The following is a 16,285-nucleotide window of genomic DNA, read 5'->3' as shown; positions in this document are numbered from 1 at the left end:
TCATGAAAAATTATCCCCTAACATTACTTGTTTTATTTATTGTGCTTTCAGCATGTAACGATAAGGAACGATCAAATTACCCAGTTGTACTTACAGCTGCTTATGATACTATTATTCAGTTAAACTCAAAGCAGATGTTAAAGTCTAGTTCCGTTGTTTACGGACTAAATATAAAAGACACTTTGGATTTGTCTAAGACTTCAATTTATAATCCCGAAAATTATAGTGGTAATTGGAAAGATTTAAAAAGTGATAGTATAACCGTATATGTAGATGCTAGTGCTTCAGATTTTCATACGTCGGATATTCTTTTTTCTGAGTTTACGCCTCCGCCACCTCCAAAAATTACGGATTCAACCTATAATTCCGTCTCTGAAAGTTATGACTATGTTTATGCGGATTTTTCCTATGCAGATTTTAGAACCAAGACTAAAGCGTTAAAAGCTATAAGAGAGCGTAAGCATTTTGCAACCTATCTTGTTTTTGTCCAAAATAATAGTAAGGCTAACACTGTGGTTTCAGGCTCTATTCTTAACGGAGGATTGTATACATTATTAGAGGCAAAAGATAAAAATGGAGATTGGAAACCTATTGAATATAATTATGTTCCGGGGTTTATTTGTGGAAGCGGATTTGAAAACTATTTGTTAAAACCAAATCATAGTATTGTGTCTACGGTAAAAAGATATGCTGGAGATTATAATACTAAAATAAGGGTTAAGTTAATGTCTTCAGACCGTGTGTATTATTCTAATACCTTTGATGGGCAGATCAATTATTCTCAATTTGATAAAGTAGAACAGGTAGTTGCAATGGAAGCCCGACTTTCAGAGACTATAAATGGACAACCAAATGGTAAAAGAAAACTAATCTTTCTAGATTTTGATTAAATAGCTGTATTGCCGGCTTTTTTGATAGTAATTGTAATTTTTTTGTTTGTATAAAAATAGAGTCATTTTCTTTATTAAAATCCCAAACCACCATCATAAATTGTAACTATCACACCATAAAAAACAACAAACCTAGCGCTTCATTCTTCAAGCTTTATGTAGTATCTTTGCACTTTAGAATCATTCTGAATTAGTTATTTATTATCAAGAGTTGGTTTTGAGAATGCGACAACAGTCCAAGTTCTCCTTTCTAATCTCTTTTTTTCTAGCAAAAAAATGAAATTAAACAAGCAAGACATACTTAAAGCCTTAGAAACCATAACCGTTCCTGGAGAAGGACAAAACATGGTAGAAAGCGGAGCAATAACAAACGTTGTCACTTTTGCAGACGAGGTTATTGTAGACATTACAATAAAAAACCCAGCACTTCAAGCACGTAAAAAGACGGAAGTAGAAATTCTACAAGCCATCCATAAAAACGTGTACGAAAAAGCTAAGATTAAAATTAACGTTACGGTAGATGCACCAGAAAAGTCAGCACCTAATGTAATCAAGGGAAAACACATTCCGGGTATCAAAAATATTGTAGCTGTAGCCTCAGGAAAAGGAGGGGTAGGTAAATCTACAGTAACAGCAAACCTTGCGGTAACATTAGCAAAAATGGGCTTTAAAGTTGGTGTTTTAGATGCTGATATTTACGGACCATCAATGCCAATTATGTTTGATGTGGCGTCAGAGCGTCCATTATCAACAACAGTAGACGGTAAATCAAAAATGAAACCTGTAGAAAACTACGGGGTTAAAATATTATCTATCGGGTTTTTTACAAAACCAGATCAAGCAGTCGTTTGGAGAGGGCCAATGGCAGCCAAAGCATTAAATCAAATGATTTTTGATGCTGCTTGGGGCGAGTTAGATTTTCTATTATTGGACTTGCCTCCAGGAACCGGAGACATCCATTTAAGTATCATGCAATCACTACCAATCACCGGAGCAGTAATTGTAAGTACACCACAAACAGTAGCTTTGGCAGATGCTAAAAAAGGAGTTGCAATGTTCCAACAAGAAAGTATTAACGTACCGGTTTTAGGAATTATAGAAAACATGGCTTACTTTACACCAGCAGAATTACCAGATAACAAATATTATATCTTTGGTAAAGAAGGTGCAAAACACTTAGCAGAAGACTTACAAGTACCATTGTTAGGAGAGCTACCTTTAGTACAAAGTATTCGTGAGGCAGGAGATGTTGGTCGTCCAGCAGCAATGCAAACCGGAACACCATTAGAAAAAGCGTTTGAAAAAATTACGCAAAATGTAGTGCAGCAAGTTGTGGACAGAAACGATAATTTACCAGCTACCGAAGCTATCAAAATAACCACTATGGCAGGATGTTCTGCAGTTAATAAAAAATAAATGACAACAGAAGAGCTAAGACTAAACGTAGAAAAAGCACTAGAAGAAATTCGTCCTTTTTTACAAAACGATGGCGGTGATATCACCCTATTGTCAATAGAAAATAACGAAGTAAAAGTGCAGTTAGAAGGCGCGTGTACCTCATGTAGTGTCAACCAAATGACGTTAAAGTCAGGCGTAGAAATGACCATCAAAAAGTACGCACCACAGATAGAGCGTGTCATTAACGTAGGGTAAAAAATAGTTTGGACGTTACCACAAGGATCGGCTGCTTACTAATCGCACTCTGCGAGGTGCTCAAGTAGTAAACTTGTACTCAACGTAGTCGAAGTATTCCACCCCTAACGCAGGAGTAAAAGCTAACAAAAGTCATAAAATTAGACAAACGCTTAGTTTACCTTTGTTAGCGCAAAGCAGTAAGCCATGTTTAAAAAGTCAATAGCCAAAAGCTAAAGACCATTAAGAAAAAGTTACAGAATGATTAAAACAGACATACTAATAATAGGCGCAGGACCAACGGGTCTTTTCGCAGTGTTTGAAGCAGGATTATTAAAACTTAAATGTCATTTAATAGATGCATTACCACAACCAGGTGGGCAATGTTCAGAGATTTATCCAAAGAAACCTATTTATGATATTCCTGCCTATCCAGAAATTCTTGCTGGCGATTTAACGCATAAGTTAATGGAGCAATGCAAGCAATTTGAACCAGGATTTACACAGGGAGAGCGTGCAGAAACCATAGAAAAACAAGAGGACGGCTCATTTATAGTAACCACTAATAAAGGCACACAACACCAAGCACCAGTAGTAGCAATTGCAGGAGGTTTAGGTAGTTTTGAACCTCGTAAACCAGCAATTGATAATCTAGCAAGTTTTGAAGATCATGGTGTCGAGTATATTATAAAAGAACCTGAGTTTTACAGAGATAAAAAAGTGGTTATTGCAGGTGGAGGAGATTCTGCTTTAGATTGGAGTATTTATCTAAGCGATATCGCATCAGAAGTAACGTTAATACACAGACGTAGCGAGTTTAGAGGGCATTTAGATTCTGTAGAAAAAGTACAAGAACTTAAAAACGCTGGTAAAATTAATCTAATCACACCCGCTGAGGTTGTTGGAGTAGAAGGTAACGGAAAAGTAGAAGCTATTGTTGTAAAGCAAGGTGACGAGACGTTTACAAAACCATGTGATCATTTTGTGCCTCTATTTGGTTTATCGCCAAAATTAGGGCCAATTGCAAACTGGGGATTAGAGATAGAAAAAAATGCCATTAAAGTTAATAATGCTTTAGACTATCAAACTAATATACCTGGGATTTATGCTATTGGAGATGTAAACACTTATCCAGGAAAATTAAAATTAATCCTTTGTGGCTTCCATGAGGCGACATTAATGTGTCAATCAGCCTATCAAATCATTAATCCAGGAAAACGTTACGTATTAAAGTATACAACAGTAAGTGGTGTGGATGGATTTGACGGAACACGTAAAGAAGCACCAAAAGCAGTTGTAAAAGCAATTGATTAAAGTAATGCTAAGATTTTTAAAATCTAAAATATAAAGACTTGGACCTCATAGATTTTAAAATCAGTGAGGTCTTTTTTTATATCAAAAAAGGCATTAAATTTGATATGCAGTAGGTAATATAGTGTAGCAACATCAAATGTCATCCTGAGCGCAGTCGAAGGGTAGTTAGCAATAAAAGACGATAGCAACATCAAGTGTCACCCTGAGCGCAGTCGAAGGGTCGTTAGTAGTAAAACATAACAACAAAGTAACATCAAACACAATAACACCCACTACGTCATCCTGAACTAGTTTCAGGATCACACAAGCAAAGTAAAAAAAGCAAAGTCACCCACAAAGTGAACAATAAAACACAATAGCAACAACAAATGTCATCCTGAACTAGTTTCAGGATCACACAAGTAAAAAAAAAGTTGAGTAACATTACCCCAAAAAGGTAGTACAACCAAACAACAAACTAAATAAAAGTAAAGCAAACCCAGTCTGCGTAAATAGCAAAAAAATGGAACAAGATATAAATATCAAAATAACAGACAGAGACGGTGTAACACACCAAATAGTAGCACCAACAGATATGGCTATGAATTTAATGGAAGTCGTACGTAGTTACGAGCTTGCTCCAGAAGGGACTATCGGCATCTGTGGTGGTATGGCTATGTGTGCCTCTTGCCAATGTTATGTGTTAAGTGATACGCCATTACCAGAAATGCAAGACGATGAAGAAGCTATGCTTAGCGAAGCATTTGATGTAAAAGACAATTCAAGATTAGGATGTCAAATCCAAATGACACCAGAAATGGAAGGTTTGGAAGTAGAATTGGCGCCAGAATCATAATTGAAATGTCATTGCGAACACAGTGAAGCAATCTGTTTGTAATGCAAAGCAACCCGTCATTGCGAATACAGTGAAGCAATCTGTTTTCTGGCAAATTTTGAATACTATAAAAAACTGCTTCGCGTTTAAGGTAAACCCTCCGCTTTTGGTTACACCAAAACCACCTCCCTTTAACTAAAGTGAGGAATTTTTGCGAGATGGGGTATCGTTTTATTTAAGAGTATTTAGTGTTATAGTTCTGATGTGATTCAAAGTAACCCGTCATTGCGAACGCAGTGAAGCAATCTGTTTATTGTTAGTTATAATCTAGAAGATTACCAAGCCCTTAGTTCTAGTAATGCGAGTTGTTTTTTACTAACCCTTATAATCCACCAAACGTCTCGGACCTTCCAAAAGCACACGTACAATTTGCAATGTTCCGTCTTCTTTGGTTGCGATTTGCCATTTGATTAAAGAGATAGCGCCATTTTCAATTTCAATACCAGTAATACTTCTTGGGTGGACACAGCTACCATCATTAAAAAAGGCAACATCACCAGGTTCAGGAAAACGGGGTCTGTGGGTATGACCAACAATAGTAATTAGGTTATTATTGGCAGTAATCCAGTTTTTGGTACGACGTTCTACTTTAATAAGTTCGGTGTAATTTTTAGCAGGACTTGTCGGATCGGCAATACCCATAACATTTAAGGGTTTCCAAAGGACACGCACCATAAATCGGCTCCATTTCCAAAAGGTATAATTCCACCAATCGGCTTGATGCCCATGCGTTAAAAACACCTCTTGATTGGTGTCTTTGTGTTTTAAAACAATCGCTTCGTTATAAGTCAAGTCTTTAAACAGCTCGACATCCTTGCCTACTTTAGGGTCAAAAAAGGTAGATAGATTTTTCTTGACATACTCTGGGTTTCGGTACACCATATCATGATTACCCCAAATCATATGCAGACGCTTTTTTTTATGAAACTGTTTCATAAGCATATACACGTTTTTATGGGCATTTAATATGGCATTAAATGAGATATTTTCCCAAAGCTCATCACCATCACCTAGTTCGGCATAATCAAAATCCTTAACATAGTAATGTTTTAAGGCGTGGTAATAGATGTTTCTATTATTAGAAAAATCGTCCGCAAAACTATTATCACCCCGATGGCAATCGCTAAATAATATAAACTTAGACGTATCGTCAAACGCAATCACTTTAGCTTGTTTGTAAGCGCGATCTAATTTCTTTTTTCCTGAAAACATATAAGTAAAAATAATATAAAAAAAATGCACATCAAATAGATGTGCATTTTAATAATATCTAATTATAAAAACTATTTAAAAGCATTTAATCCTGTAACATCTAATCCTGTAATTAGTAAGTGGATATCATGTGTCCCTTCGTAAGTAACAACACTTTCAAGATTCATCATGTGTCTCATAATACTGTATTCGCCACTAATTCCCATTCCACCTAGCATTTGTCTAGCATCTCTGGCAATAGTTAATGCCATATCTACATTATTACGTTTCGCCATAGAAATTTGCGCTGAGGTTGCTGTACCGTTTTCACGCATAACACCAAGTCTCCAAGCTAATAATTGTGCTTTAGTAATTTCGGTAATCATTTCAGCTAGTTTCTTTTGTTGTAATTGAAACTGTCCAATTGGCTTACCAAATTGCATACGTTCTTTACTATATCTTAAAGCAGTATCGTAGCAATCCATTGCAGCGCCTATTGCACCCCAAGCAATACCAAAACGTGCCGAATCTAAGCAGCCTAATGGTGCGCCTAATCCAGATTTGTTAGGTAATAAGTTTTCTTTAGGTACTTTAACATTATCAAAAATAAGCTCGCCTGTAGCAGATGCACGAAGCGACCATTTGTTATGTGTTTCTGGTGTTGTAAACCCTTCCATGCCACGCTCTACAATTAAACCGTGAATACGACCTTCTTCATTTTTTGCCCAAACGACAGCAATATTACAAAATGGCGAATTCGAGATCCACATTTTTGCACCATTTAAAAGATAATGATCACCCATATCTTTAAAGTTTGTTGTCATTCCGCTTGGATTACTTCCATGGTCAGGCTCAGTCAAACCAAAACTACCAATCCATTCTCCACTAGCTAATTTTGGTAAATATTTTTGACGTTGTGCCTCGTTACCATATTTCCAGATAGGATACATTACTAAAGACGATTGCACAGAAGCTGTACTACGGACACCAGAATCGCCACGCTCTATTTCTTGCATGATTAAACCGTAACCAATTTGGTCTAAACCAGCACCACCATATTCTACAGGAATATAAGGTCCAAAAGCACCAATATCTGCTAATCCTTTTACAATTTGTTTCGGGAATTCTGCTTTTTGAGCATATTCTTCTATAATTGGAGAGACGTCACGCTTAACCCATTCACGAGCAGCATCACGTACTAATTTATGTTCTTCAGTTAAAAGTTCGTCAAGATTATAGTAATCTGGAGCTTCAAATAAATCTGGTTTCATTTTAGTCTGTGTTAGAAATAAACTGTTAATGTAGCTTATTGTTCCTAACAAAAATAACGAAATCGTTTGCAGAACGCAATATTATATTAAAAATTAAGGCATTTTTTTACGAATCCTTTTATTTACCTGCAAATAATAACATATTTAGCATTTTAGAACAAAATCCAATAACTCCAAATCACAACAAAACTATAACCCGTAGCACAACCAATGTCACCCTGAGCGCAGTCGAAGGGTCTCAAAGAAACCACCAAACCCAATTACATTTTAAGATAAAAATCCTGAGTCAAATTTATATAATCTTGAGTGTATTGATGTCTTTCAATTTCGATAACTAAAGTCTCTGTTTTTATGTCGCTTTCGCGGAAAGAAAACGCTAGCAAACTCCTTTTGATTTCCGAAGTATCGGACCCTTTAACGCGCAAGATGTTATTAGGGAATAAGTTAACGCCAGAAGCTAATGTTATAAAGTTAGCTTCTTCCTTAAACGGAATGATTACCGTAAAAACCCCATCTTTTGATAATAATTGTGATACGCTTTCTAGTAAATGATCAAAGGGAAGGGCGTCTGTAAAACGAGCTAAATCACGTTGGGTGTTGTCTGTTTTATAATCCTCAGAATAAAATGGCGGATTAGAGATAATAAGATCGTATTTGTCTTCAATTTCTTCGGCAAACTCAGCTAAATCTGCATGGTAACAAAACAAACGATCTGCCCACGGTGAGGTTTCAAAATTATCTACACATTGCTCATAAGCTTGTTCGTCAATTTCTAAAGCATCTATCACTTGTGCGTGACTACGTTGTGCTAACATTAAAGATAATACACCGGTTCCGGCACCAATATCTAATACAGAAAATGGATTAGTATCTAATGGTGTCCAAGCGCCAAGCAATACGCTATCGGTACCAATTTTCATGGCACATTGGTCTTGTTGGACGTTAAATTGTTTAAATTGAAAAGGCTTACTCATATTGTGTTATCCTGAATGTGTTGTAGTATCTTATTCTTTCGGGTTGCGATACTGAAATAAATTCAGCATGACGTGGGTTATTTTGTAAGTTGTAGGTTAATTATTGCTTCAAAACACCAATGAATATAGTTTACTACCACTACGTCATCCTGAACTAGTTTCAGGATCTCATTATTTTTTGATGTGATACTGAACTAAATTCAGCATGACGTGGGTTATTGTTTTAGTCTTAGGTCAATTATTGCTTCAAAAGCACCAATAAATATAGTTTACTACCACTACGTCACCCTGAACTAAATTCAGCATGACGTGGGTTATTGTTTTAGTCGTAGGTCAATTATTGCTTCAAAAGCATCAATAAATATAGTTTTACTACCACTACGTCACCCTGAACTAGTTTCAGGGTCTCATTATTTTTGGGTGCGATACTGAAATAAATTGAGCATAAAAGAAGTTACTCTTCTAAATATAAGTCAATTAATCCTTCAGGCGTATCAACAAAAATAGTTTTGTTTGGCTTATCTACTTTAGAAATAAACTGATCGTTCATTGGGATTAAAATCTGAATACCATCACGATCAATTTCAAATAAAGATTGAGAAGTCATATCATTAACTCCAGTAATGATACCAACATGACCAAAGGTTTTGTCTTCGATTTTAAATCCAATAATTTCATGGAAGTAAAACTTATCATCTGCAAGTTTTGGTAATACTGTTAGTGGTAAATACGTCGCGCTTTTTATTAACGCATCAGCATCACCTTCTGTATCGACGTCCTCAAACTTAACACGTAGTAATTCTGATTTGTGTAATTGAGAACTCTCAATAAAAAATGGGACTAGTGTACCTCTTAGATCTACAAGAATAGAATCTAAGTTTTCGTATAAGTCGGGCTCGTCGGTATCTAGCTTAATAAGTAGCTCGCCTTTAAAGCTATATTTTTTAACAATTTTACCTAAAAAGAAACAGTCTTTAATATCCATAAGAAAAGTTTTTTGCATAAAAAACTCCGATAAAAATTATCGGAGTTTAAAAGTATAAAAAATAATTTTTATTCTTCTTCTTCGTTAGAAGCTTTTGCTTCTTCAGCAGGAGCCTCTTCTACAACTGGAGCGTTAGCTGCAATTCTAGCTTCATTAGCTGCTTTTTCTGCTTCAAAAGCTTTAGTTTTAGCTTCAGCTTCCGCTTTAGATAAACCATCTTTTTTAGCATCTACTTTAGTTGCTTTTTCTTCAAGCCAAGCAGTAAACTTTGCTTCAGCTTGCTCTTCTGTTAAAGCGCCTTTTCTTACTCCTCCTGCTAAATGGTTTTTAAGCATTGCTCCTTTGTAAGACAAAATAGCTTTTGCTGTATCAGTTGGTTGTGCACCATTCTGTAACCATTGTACTGCTCCATCAACATCTAATTCGATAGTTGCAGGGTTTGTGTTTGGATTGTAAGCACCTAATTTTTCTAGGTATTTACCATCTCTTTTCGCTCTAGCATCAGCTGCTACGATCCAGTAATAAGGTTTTCCTTTTTTACCGTGTCTTTGTAATCTAATTTTTACTGGCATATGTAATTAATTTGTGAGGTTCGCGACCTCTATTATTAATAAGTCTGCAAAGATAGTATAATTTTTTAATTTTCAAGTTTTTAAAGGAAATCTACGTTATAAAATAAATTATTATATTTTTGATGTTGTAAATAACTAACTAACGAATGAAAAAAATAATATACCTACTGGTCTTTGTATTGGGTTTATCCTCCTGTACAGATGATTTGGTGTTTAATACGCCTGCCTTTATCGGTTATAACAATTCAGAATTGTGGGAAGCCAATAGTTTTAGAGCAAATGTGGATACTTCAGGGAATTTAATAATTACCGGAATTAGAAACGAAAGTATTATTAATCTGAAAATAGATAATACTATTGAAGGGACCTATGAACTTGGTAATACGGTGTCTTCTGCAGTATATCAAGATGATTTTGGTGTGGTGTATACAACTAATAATATTCCAAATCCAGAGGTGCAGATTTATCCATCAGAGGGTACTATTGTATTAACAGAGTTTAATTTAATTGAAAGAACAGTTTCTGGAACATTCACTTTTAATGGGTTTGATAGTACAGGATTTGCGTCAGAAAATTTTAATAGAGGGTATTTTTATAATGTCCCAATTTTAAATATTGCAGTAGTTGATAATACTGGTGCGGATGTAGCTTGTGCTAATGCAACAGCAGTAGCGTTAACAACTGAGACTAATTTAAATAATGTAGATCCAGCTGGGGTACAGTATACAGATTTTTGTAATGCTTATAAAACAGCACTTCAAGTTAAAAAAGCAGCTTGTGGAGATGACGATGGTGCAATACAAGCATTAATTAACGGATTAGGAGATTGTAGTAATTAAGTACCACTAAAATAGATATAAAAAAGCCAACACATTTGTGTTGGCTTTTTTTTGTTAAATACTCTTAAGGCTATCATAAACCCTGTTAAAACCCTTGGCAGCAGCTGTTGTTTGTTGTATCTTGAATAGGAAGATGAGAAACAATACACATCTATAAAGAAGGTTATTGGAATTTAAAATGATAGAGATAAAATGAATTACAGAGAAAAAATTTCAAAAAAATTAAACGAATTATTAGTTAAAAATTATGATGCTGAAAAAGGGTATCTTAATGCAATTGATAATGTAGAAAGTAGCGAGTTAAAATTATTTTTTAAAAGACGCGCGTCAGAACGTAGCCAGTTTGCTAAAGAATTAAGAACAGAAATCTTGCAGTATGGACAAATCCCAGAAGATTCGGGAAGTTTTAAAGGTGCTATGCACAGAAATTGGATGAGTTTAAAAGCCGTATTTTCTTCAAATAACGAAGAGGCTATTATAGAAGAAGCCATCAAAGGGGAAGAGGCTAGCTTGGAAGAATATGATACGTTATTGAAAGAAAATAATCTGCCACCAACTATTGATAACTTAATTGCAAAACACAGACATGCTATTCAAGCCGCCATCAATACAGAAAAAGTACATGAAGAGTTAGTATCCTAAAACCGTGTTTTAGAGACTATAAAAAGCCAGTGTTAACGCGCTGGTTTTTTTTGTTTACAACTGTTTGTGATTTCACTTTAAATAAAAATTAATTCTACGTACTTTTATAGGCTCGTATTTTTGAGCAAAAACTTCTAAGAACTCGCACATGTATTTAATATTTGATACCGAAACCACCGGATTACCTAAACGTTGGGATGCACCAATTACTGATACAGATAATTGGCCTAGATGTATCCAAATTGCTTGGCAATTGCATGACGAGATGGGTAATTGTGTGGAGCATGAGGACTATCTAGTGCAACCTGATGGATTTAATATTCCGTATGATGCGGAAAAGATTCATGGTATTTCTACAGAATTAGCACAACAACAAGGAATCCCTTTATCAGACGTATTAGAAAAGTTTAATATCGCATTGGGTAAAGCCAAATTTGTGGTCGGTCAGAATGTTAAGTTTGACTTGAATATTATGGGTGCCGAGTTTGTGCGTGGAAACGTAGAGAATCCACTACAAGAATTACCGGTTTTAGATACGTGTACAGAGCAAACAGCTGCCTTGTGCCAATTACCTGGTGGACGTTATGGGCGTTTTAAATTACCAACGTTAACTGAGTTACACCAGTTTTTATTTGATAAACCTTTTGGAGAAGCGCACAATGCTACTGCCGATGTAGAGGCAACAACACGTTGTTTTTTAGAATTAATACGTCTAAAAAAATATACTAAAGAACAGTTAGATGTTGCTCCAGAATACTTCGAGCAATTTAATAAAGCAAATCCGCAAACCATACAGTTAATAGGATTAAAGCATATTAACCTGAAAAGGGAAAGTGCTAAAATTCAAGAAAAATTACAAAAGCAGGACACTAACGAGATTAGTACGGCGGAGATTAAAGAAAATATCAAGGATCTACAAACTGTAGACTTTGTGCATTTACATAACCACTCTCAGTTTTCTGTATTACAGTCAACAATGAGTGTCGCTGATCTTATTACAGTTGCTGCAGAGCATGGTATGCCGGCAGTAGCATTAACGGATCATGCCAACATGATGGGGGCATTTCACTTTGTAAATGCAGCTAATAAACATAATAAAGCCGCAAAAGCTAAAATAGAAGAAGCAGCAGCTAGCGGAACCACAACAACAGTTAAAGAAATAAAACCAATTATTGGTTGTGAGTTTTTTGTTTGTGAAGATCATACAGACAAAAGCAGAAAAGATAATGGGTATCAAATTGTCTTAATGGCAAAAAACAAAAATGGATACCACAACCTTGCAAAGTTATCATCTCATGCCTACGTTAATGGATTTTATTACATACCAAGGATTGATAAGAAACTTATTGAAGAATATAAAGAAGACCTGATCTGTTTAACGGGTAACTTATATGGAGAGGTACCGAGTAAGATTTTAAATGTTGGAGAAAATCAAGCAGAAGAAGCCTTAATTTGGTGGAAAGAAACCTTTGGTGATGATTTGTATGTGGAGCTGATGCGTCACGGTCAAGAAGATGAAAACCGTGTTAATCCTGTTTTAATAAAATTAGCAAGACAACATGATGTTAAGTTAATAGCTTCTAACAATACCTATTACGCCAAGCAGAGTGATGCTAATGCGCATGATATTTTATTGTGTGTAAAAGATGGTGAAAAACAAGCCACACCAATTGGTCGTGGTAGAGGATACCGTTATGGATTGCCTAACCAAGAATACTACTTTAAGTCTGGAGACCAGATGAAGAGTTTGTTTAAGGATGTGCCGGAAGCCATTTCTAATATTCAAGAAGTGGTGGATAAAATTGAAGGGTATCAATTAGCTAGGGATGTATTATTACCTGCGTTTGATATTCCGGAACAGTTTGCCAGTGAGGAGGATAAAATTGATGGTGGAAAACGCGGTGAGAATGCGCTTTTAAGACACTTAACCTATGTTGGTGCTAGAAAGCGATATGGAGAAGAGTTGTCCGATGTGGTTATTGAAAGACTTGATTTTGAGCTAAGCGTTATTGAGAAAACAGGATATCCTGGGTATTTCTTGATTGTAGAGGATTTTATACGCGAAGCCAGAAAAATGGACGTTTCTGTAGGTCCAGGACGTGGGTCTGCAGCAGGATCTGTAGTTGCTTACTGTTTGTGGATTACCAATATTGATCCGTTATTGTATAACTTACTTTTTGAGCGTTTCCTGAATCCGGATCGTGTAAGTATGCCCGATATTGATATTGATTTTGATGACGAAGGACGATCTCGTGTTATGGATTACGTTATCGAAAAGTATGGAAGTAGTCAGGTAGCCCAGATTATTACCTACGGTACGATGGCTGCAAAGTCTTCGATTAGAGATACAGCACGTGTATTAGATTTACCTTTATTTGATGCAGATAGGATTGCAAAACTGATTCCTACAATGTCTAAACTGGGCAAAATTTTCGGTTTATCCGAAAAAGAGTTAGGACAAAAGTTTAGAGCTGAAGATTTAGAGAAAATTAACGAGCTTTTAAATATTTCGGAAGGAAATGATTTACCTGCCGAAACCGTAAATATTGCACGATCTTTAGAAGGGTCCGTCCGTAACACAGGGATACATGCCTGTGGTGTAATTATTACGCCGGACGATATTACTAAGTTCGTGCCAGTGGCTTTGGCAAAAGATTCAGACTTATATGTCACACAGTTTGATAACTCTGTAGTAGAGGATGCTGGGCTGTTAAAGATGGATTTCTTGGGTCTTAAAACGTTAACGCTTATTAAAGACACCGTAAAATTAGTTAAAGCTAAACATGATATATTATTAGATCCAGATAGTTTTCCTCTGGATGATGAAAAGACTTACGAGCTGTTTCAACGTGGAGAAACGGTTGGTGTATTCCAATATGAATCTCCTGGAATGCAGAAGCATTTAAAAGATCTTAAACCTACCGTTTTTGACGATTTAATTGCCATGAATGCACTGTATAGACCCGGTCCAATGGAATACATACCAAGTTTTGTACGTAGAAAGCATGGTGATGAGGATATTGAGTATGATTTACCAGCAATGGAAGAGTACTTAAAAGAAACTTACGGAATTACAGTATACCAAGAGCAGGTAATGCTACTGTCGCAGTCTTTAGCAGATTTTACAAAGGGTGAAGCCGATGTACTGCGTAAGGCCATGGGTAAGAAGCAAATTGCAGTTTTGGATAAAATGAAACCAAAATTTATTGAGCAAGCCAGTGCTAAGGGGCATGATGCTAAAAAGCTTGAGAAAATTTGGAAGGATTGGGAAGCCTTTGCTAGTTATGCCTTTAACAAATCGCACTCGACGTGTTATGCGTGGATTGCCTATCAAACGGCGTATCTAAAAGCGCATTATCCAGCCGAATATATGGCTGCGGTACTGTCCAATAATATGAATGACATCAAACAGGTGACGTTTTTTATGGACGAGTGTAAGCGTATGAAGCTACCAGTACTTGGTCCTGATGTTAATGAATCTTACTACAAGTTTTCTGTAAACAAGGACAATGCGGTGCGTTTTGGTATGGGTGCCATAAAAGGGGTTGGACATGGTGCTGTAATGACTATTGTTAATAATAGAAAAGAAGATGGGCCTTTTGTGTCCATATTTGATTTAGCAAAACGTATTGATTTGCGTGCGGCTAATAAAAAAGCATTTGAAAACTTGGCACTAGCTGGTGGGTTTGATGAGCTAGGAGATACACATCGTGCGCAATACTTTTTTAAAGATGGTAGCGAATTAACCTTTTTAGAAAAGGCGATAAAATACGGAGCTAAGCATCAAGAAAATGAAAACTCTGCGCAAGTAAGCATGTTTGGTGCAGATAGTGATGTACAGATTGAAGAGCCAGTGATTCCTGAATGTGAAACGTGGGGAACCATGGAAAAACTATCTCGAGAACGTGAGGTGGTTGGGGTTTATATTTCAGGACACCCTTTAGATGACTTTAGAACAGAAATGAAATCGTTTTGTAATGGAACAATTTCAGATTTTAATGACTTAAGTGCACACGTTAATAAAGAAATTACTTTTGGAGGTGTTGTTACAGATGTACAACATCGTGTAAGTAAACAAGGTAAAGGTTGGGCAATGTTTACCATTGAAGATTATACCGATACGTTTGAGTTTAGAGTCTTTGGAGAAGAGTATCTAAAACACCGTCCGTTTTTATTGCAAAACACATTTGTACACGTTAAGGCTTTTGTTAGAGAAGGTTGGGTTAATCGTGATACTGGTAAAAAGAGTGATCCAAGATTACAGTTTAATAGCTTTCAGTTATTACATGATGTCATGGAGAAAAATGTTAGAAAAATATCTATACAGTTAAATATTAAGGAGCTTGAAGCTGAAAAAATCAAATATTTAAAAGAATTAATTTCGATGCATCCAGGTAATCATGCGCTTAACTTTTTAGTATATGATAATAGAGATAAAATTAAATTAACAATGATTAGTCGAAAGCAAAAAATACAAGTGACTAATGAGTTACTGAATGAGTTGCAAGAGCAACAGATTCATTATTTGATTAATCAATAAAAGAGGTTGTTAGCATCTTCCTTTATTCTGTAAGATGTTGAAAATAGTAGGGCTCTGGCGTTCATTCCCTGTAAAAGGGATAAAGCAAACCAATGCTACAATAGGTAAAACAAATTGTTAGGTTGTAAGCTTTCGCATTATTTTTGACTAATATTGCATATTAACACGTAGTAAAACACAATTAAAACATAATATTATGGCATTAGAAATCACAGATGCAAACTTCGAAGAAACAGTATTAAAAAGCGATAAGCCAGTAGTAGTTGACTTTTGGGCAGCTTGGTGTGGACCTTGTCGTATGGTTGGACCAATCATTGATGAGTTAAGTACTGAATATGAAGGTAAAGCTGTTGTAGGTAAAGTAGATGTAGACGCAAATCAAGAATTTGCAGCAAAATATGGTGTACGTAACATCCCAACGGTATTAGTATTTCAAAATGGTGAAGTAGTAGGGCGTCAAGTAGGTGTAGCACCAAAAACAGCTTATTCTGAAGCATTAGACGCTTTATTATAGGTCAATTTTATTAAAGTATTGATAAAAGGTTTGCTGTAATGGCAAAC

At 35.8% G+C, this 16,285-nt stretch carries 14 protein-coding genes; 9 read left to right on the top strand and 5 right to left on the bottom strand.

Annotation, left to right across the window (positions count from 1 at the left end; genetic code table 11):
• The first annotated feature begins 2 nt into the window (after positions 1–2).
• From CXF54_RS00675 to CXF54_RS00655, 5 genes are all read left to right on the top strand, one after another.
• Complete coding sequence (locus tag CXF54_RS00675; RefSeq protein ID WP_101202034.1) at positions 3–890, top strand: hypothetical protein; 888 nt, start codon at positions 3–5, stop codon at positions 888–890.
• Between the two features lie 276 nt (positions 891–1,166).
• Positions 1,167–2,306 carry an Mrp/NBP35 family ATP-binding protein gene (locus CXF54_RS00670; protein WP_101202033.1) on the top strand — a complete coding sequence of 380 codons (1,140 nt, stop codon included), beginning with the start codon at positions 1,167–1,169 and terminating at the stop codon, positions 2,304–2,306.
• A complete protein-coding gene (locus CXF54_RS00665) occupies positions 2,307–2,543 on the top strand; it encodes a NifU family protein (RefSeq protein ID WP_090836593.1) in 237 nt (78 codons plus the stop codon).
• Positions 2,544–2,783: 240 nt separating this feature from the next.
• The gene (locus CXF54_RS00660) at positions 2,784–3,836 is read left to right on the top strand and encodes an NAD(P)/FAD-dependent oxidoreductase (protein WP_101202032.1); all 1,053 of its coding nucleotides are present in this window, start codon (positions 2,784–2,786) and stop codon (positions 3,834–3,836) included.
• Positions 3,837–4,338: 502 nt separating this feature from the next.
• Complete coding sequence (locus CXF54_RS00655; RefSeq protein ID WP_090836587.1) at positions 4,339–4,671, top strand: 2Fe-2S iron-sulfur cluster-binding protein; 333 nt, start codon at positions 4,339–4,341, stop codon at positions 4,669–4,671.
• 354 nt (positions 4,672–5,025) lie between these two features.
• On the opposite strand, the gene CXF54_RS00650 is transcribed toward CXF54_RS00655, so the two are convergent.
• The 5 genes from CXF54_RS00650 to CXF54_RS00630 form a co-directional block, all read right to left on the bottom strand.
• Positions 5,026–5,922 carry a metallophosphoesterase gene (locus tag CXF54_RS00650; RefSeq protein ID WP_101202031.1) on the bottom strand — a complete coding sequence of 299 codons (897 nt, stop codon included), beginning with the start codon at positions 5,920–5,922 and terminating at the stop codon, positions 5,026–5,028.
• A 71-nt stretch (positions 5,923–5,993) separates the two neighbouring features.
• Entirely contained in the window at positions 5,994–7,172 is a 1,179-nt protein-coding gene (locus CXF54_RS00645) for an acyl-CoA dehydrogenase family protein (RefSeq protein WP_090836583.1), read from the bottom strand.
• A gap of 260 nt (positions 7,173–7,432) precedes the next feature.
• Positions 7,433–8,146, bottom strand: coding sequence for a tRNA1(Val) (adenine(37)-N6)-methyltransferase (locus tag CXF54_RS00640; RefSeq protein ID WP_101202030.1), 714 nt, complete (start codon positions 8,144–8,146; stop codon positions 7,433–7,435).
• A gap of 454 nt (positions 8,147–8,600) precedes the next feature.
• Positions 8,601–9,131: a ribosome maturation factor RimM gene (rimM, locus tag CXF54_RS00635; protein ID WP_090837364.1), complete on the bottom strand. Its 531-nt coding sequence runs from the start codon at positions 9,129–9,131 to the stop codon at positions 8,601–8,603.
• A 68-nt stretch (positions 9,132–9,199) separates the two neighbouring features.
• Positions 9,200–9,703 carry a 30S ribosomal protein S16 gene (locus tag CXF54_RS00630; RefSeq protein ID WP_090836579.1) on the bottom strand — a complete coding sequence of 168 codons (504 nt, stop codon included), beginning with the start codon at positions 9,701–9,703 and terminating at the stop codon, positions 9,200–9,202.
• Between the two features lie 146 nt (positions 9,704–9,849).
• On the opposite strand from CXF54_RS00630, the gene CXF54_RS00625 reads away from it, so the two are divergent.
• The 4 genes from CXF54_RS00625 (at position 9,850) to trxA (ending at position 16,238) form a co-directional block, all read left to right on the top strand.
• On the top strand, positions 9,850–10,542 hold the full coding sequence (locus tag CXF54_RS00625; protein WP_101202029.1) for a DUF6252 family protein: 693 nt from the start codon (positions 9,850–9,852) through the stop codon (positions 10,540–10,542).
• A gap of 192 nt (positions 10,543–10,734) precedes the next feature.
• Positions 10,735–11,184 (top strand): ferritin-like domain-containing protein, encoded by a 450-nt coding sequence (locus CXF54_RS00620; RefSeq protein WP_101202028.1) that lies wholly within the window; start codon positions 10,735–10,737, stop codon positions 11,182–11,184.
• A 148-nt stretch (positions 11,185–11,332) separates the two neighbouring features.
• Positions 11,333–15,724 carry a DNA polymerase III subunit alpha gene (dnaE, locus tag CXF54_RS00615; protein WP_101202027.1) on the top strand — a complete coding sequence of 1,464 codons (4,392 nt, stop codon included), beginning with the start codon at positions 11,333–11,335 and terminating at the stop codon, positions 15,722–15,724.
• A gap of 157 nt (positions 15,725–15,881) precedes the next feature.
• Entirely contained in the window at positions 15,882–16,238 is a 357-nt protein-coding gene (trxA, locus tag CXF54_RS00610; RefSeq protein WP_262496850.1) for a thioredoxin, read from the top strand.
• Positions 16,239–16,285: the final 47 nt, after the last annotated feature.

This window comes from Olleya sp. 1-3 (assembly GCF_002836085.1).
Classification (GTDB): domain Bacteria; phylum Bacteroidota; class Bacteroidia; order Flavobacteriales; family Flavobacteriaceae; genus Olleya; species Olleya namhaensis.
The sequence above is the reverse complement of the archived record's forward strand: the minus strand, read 5'-3'. Positions and strand labels throughout refer to the sequence as shown.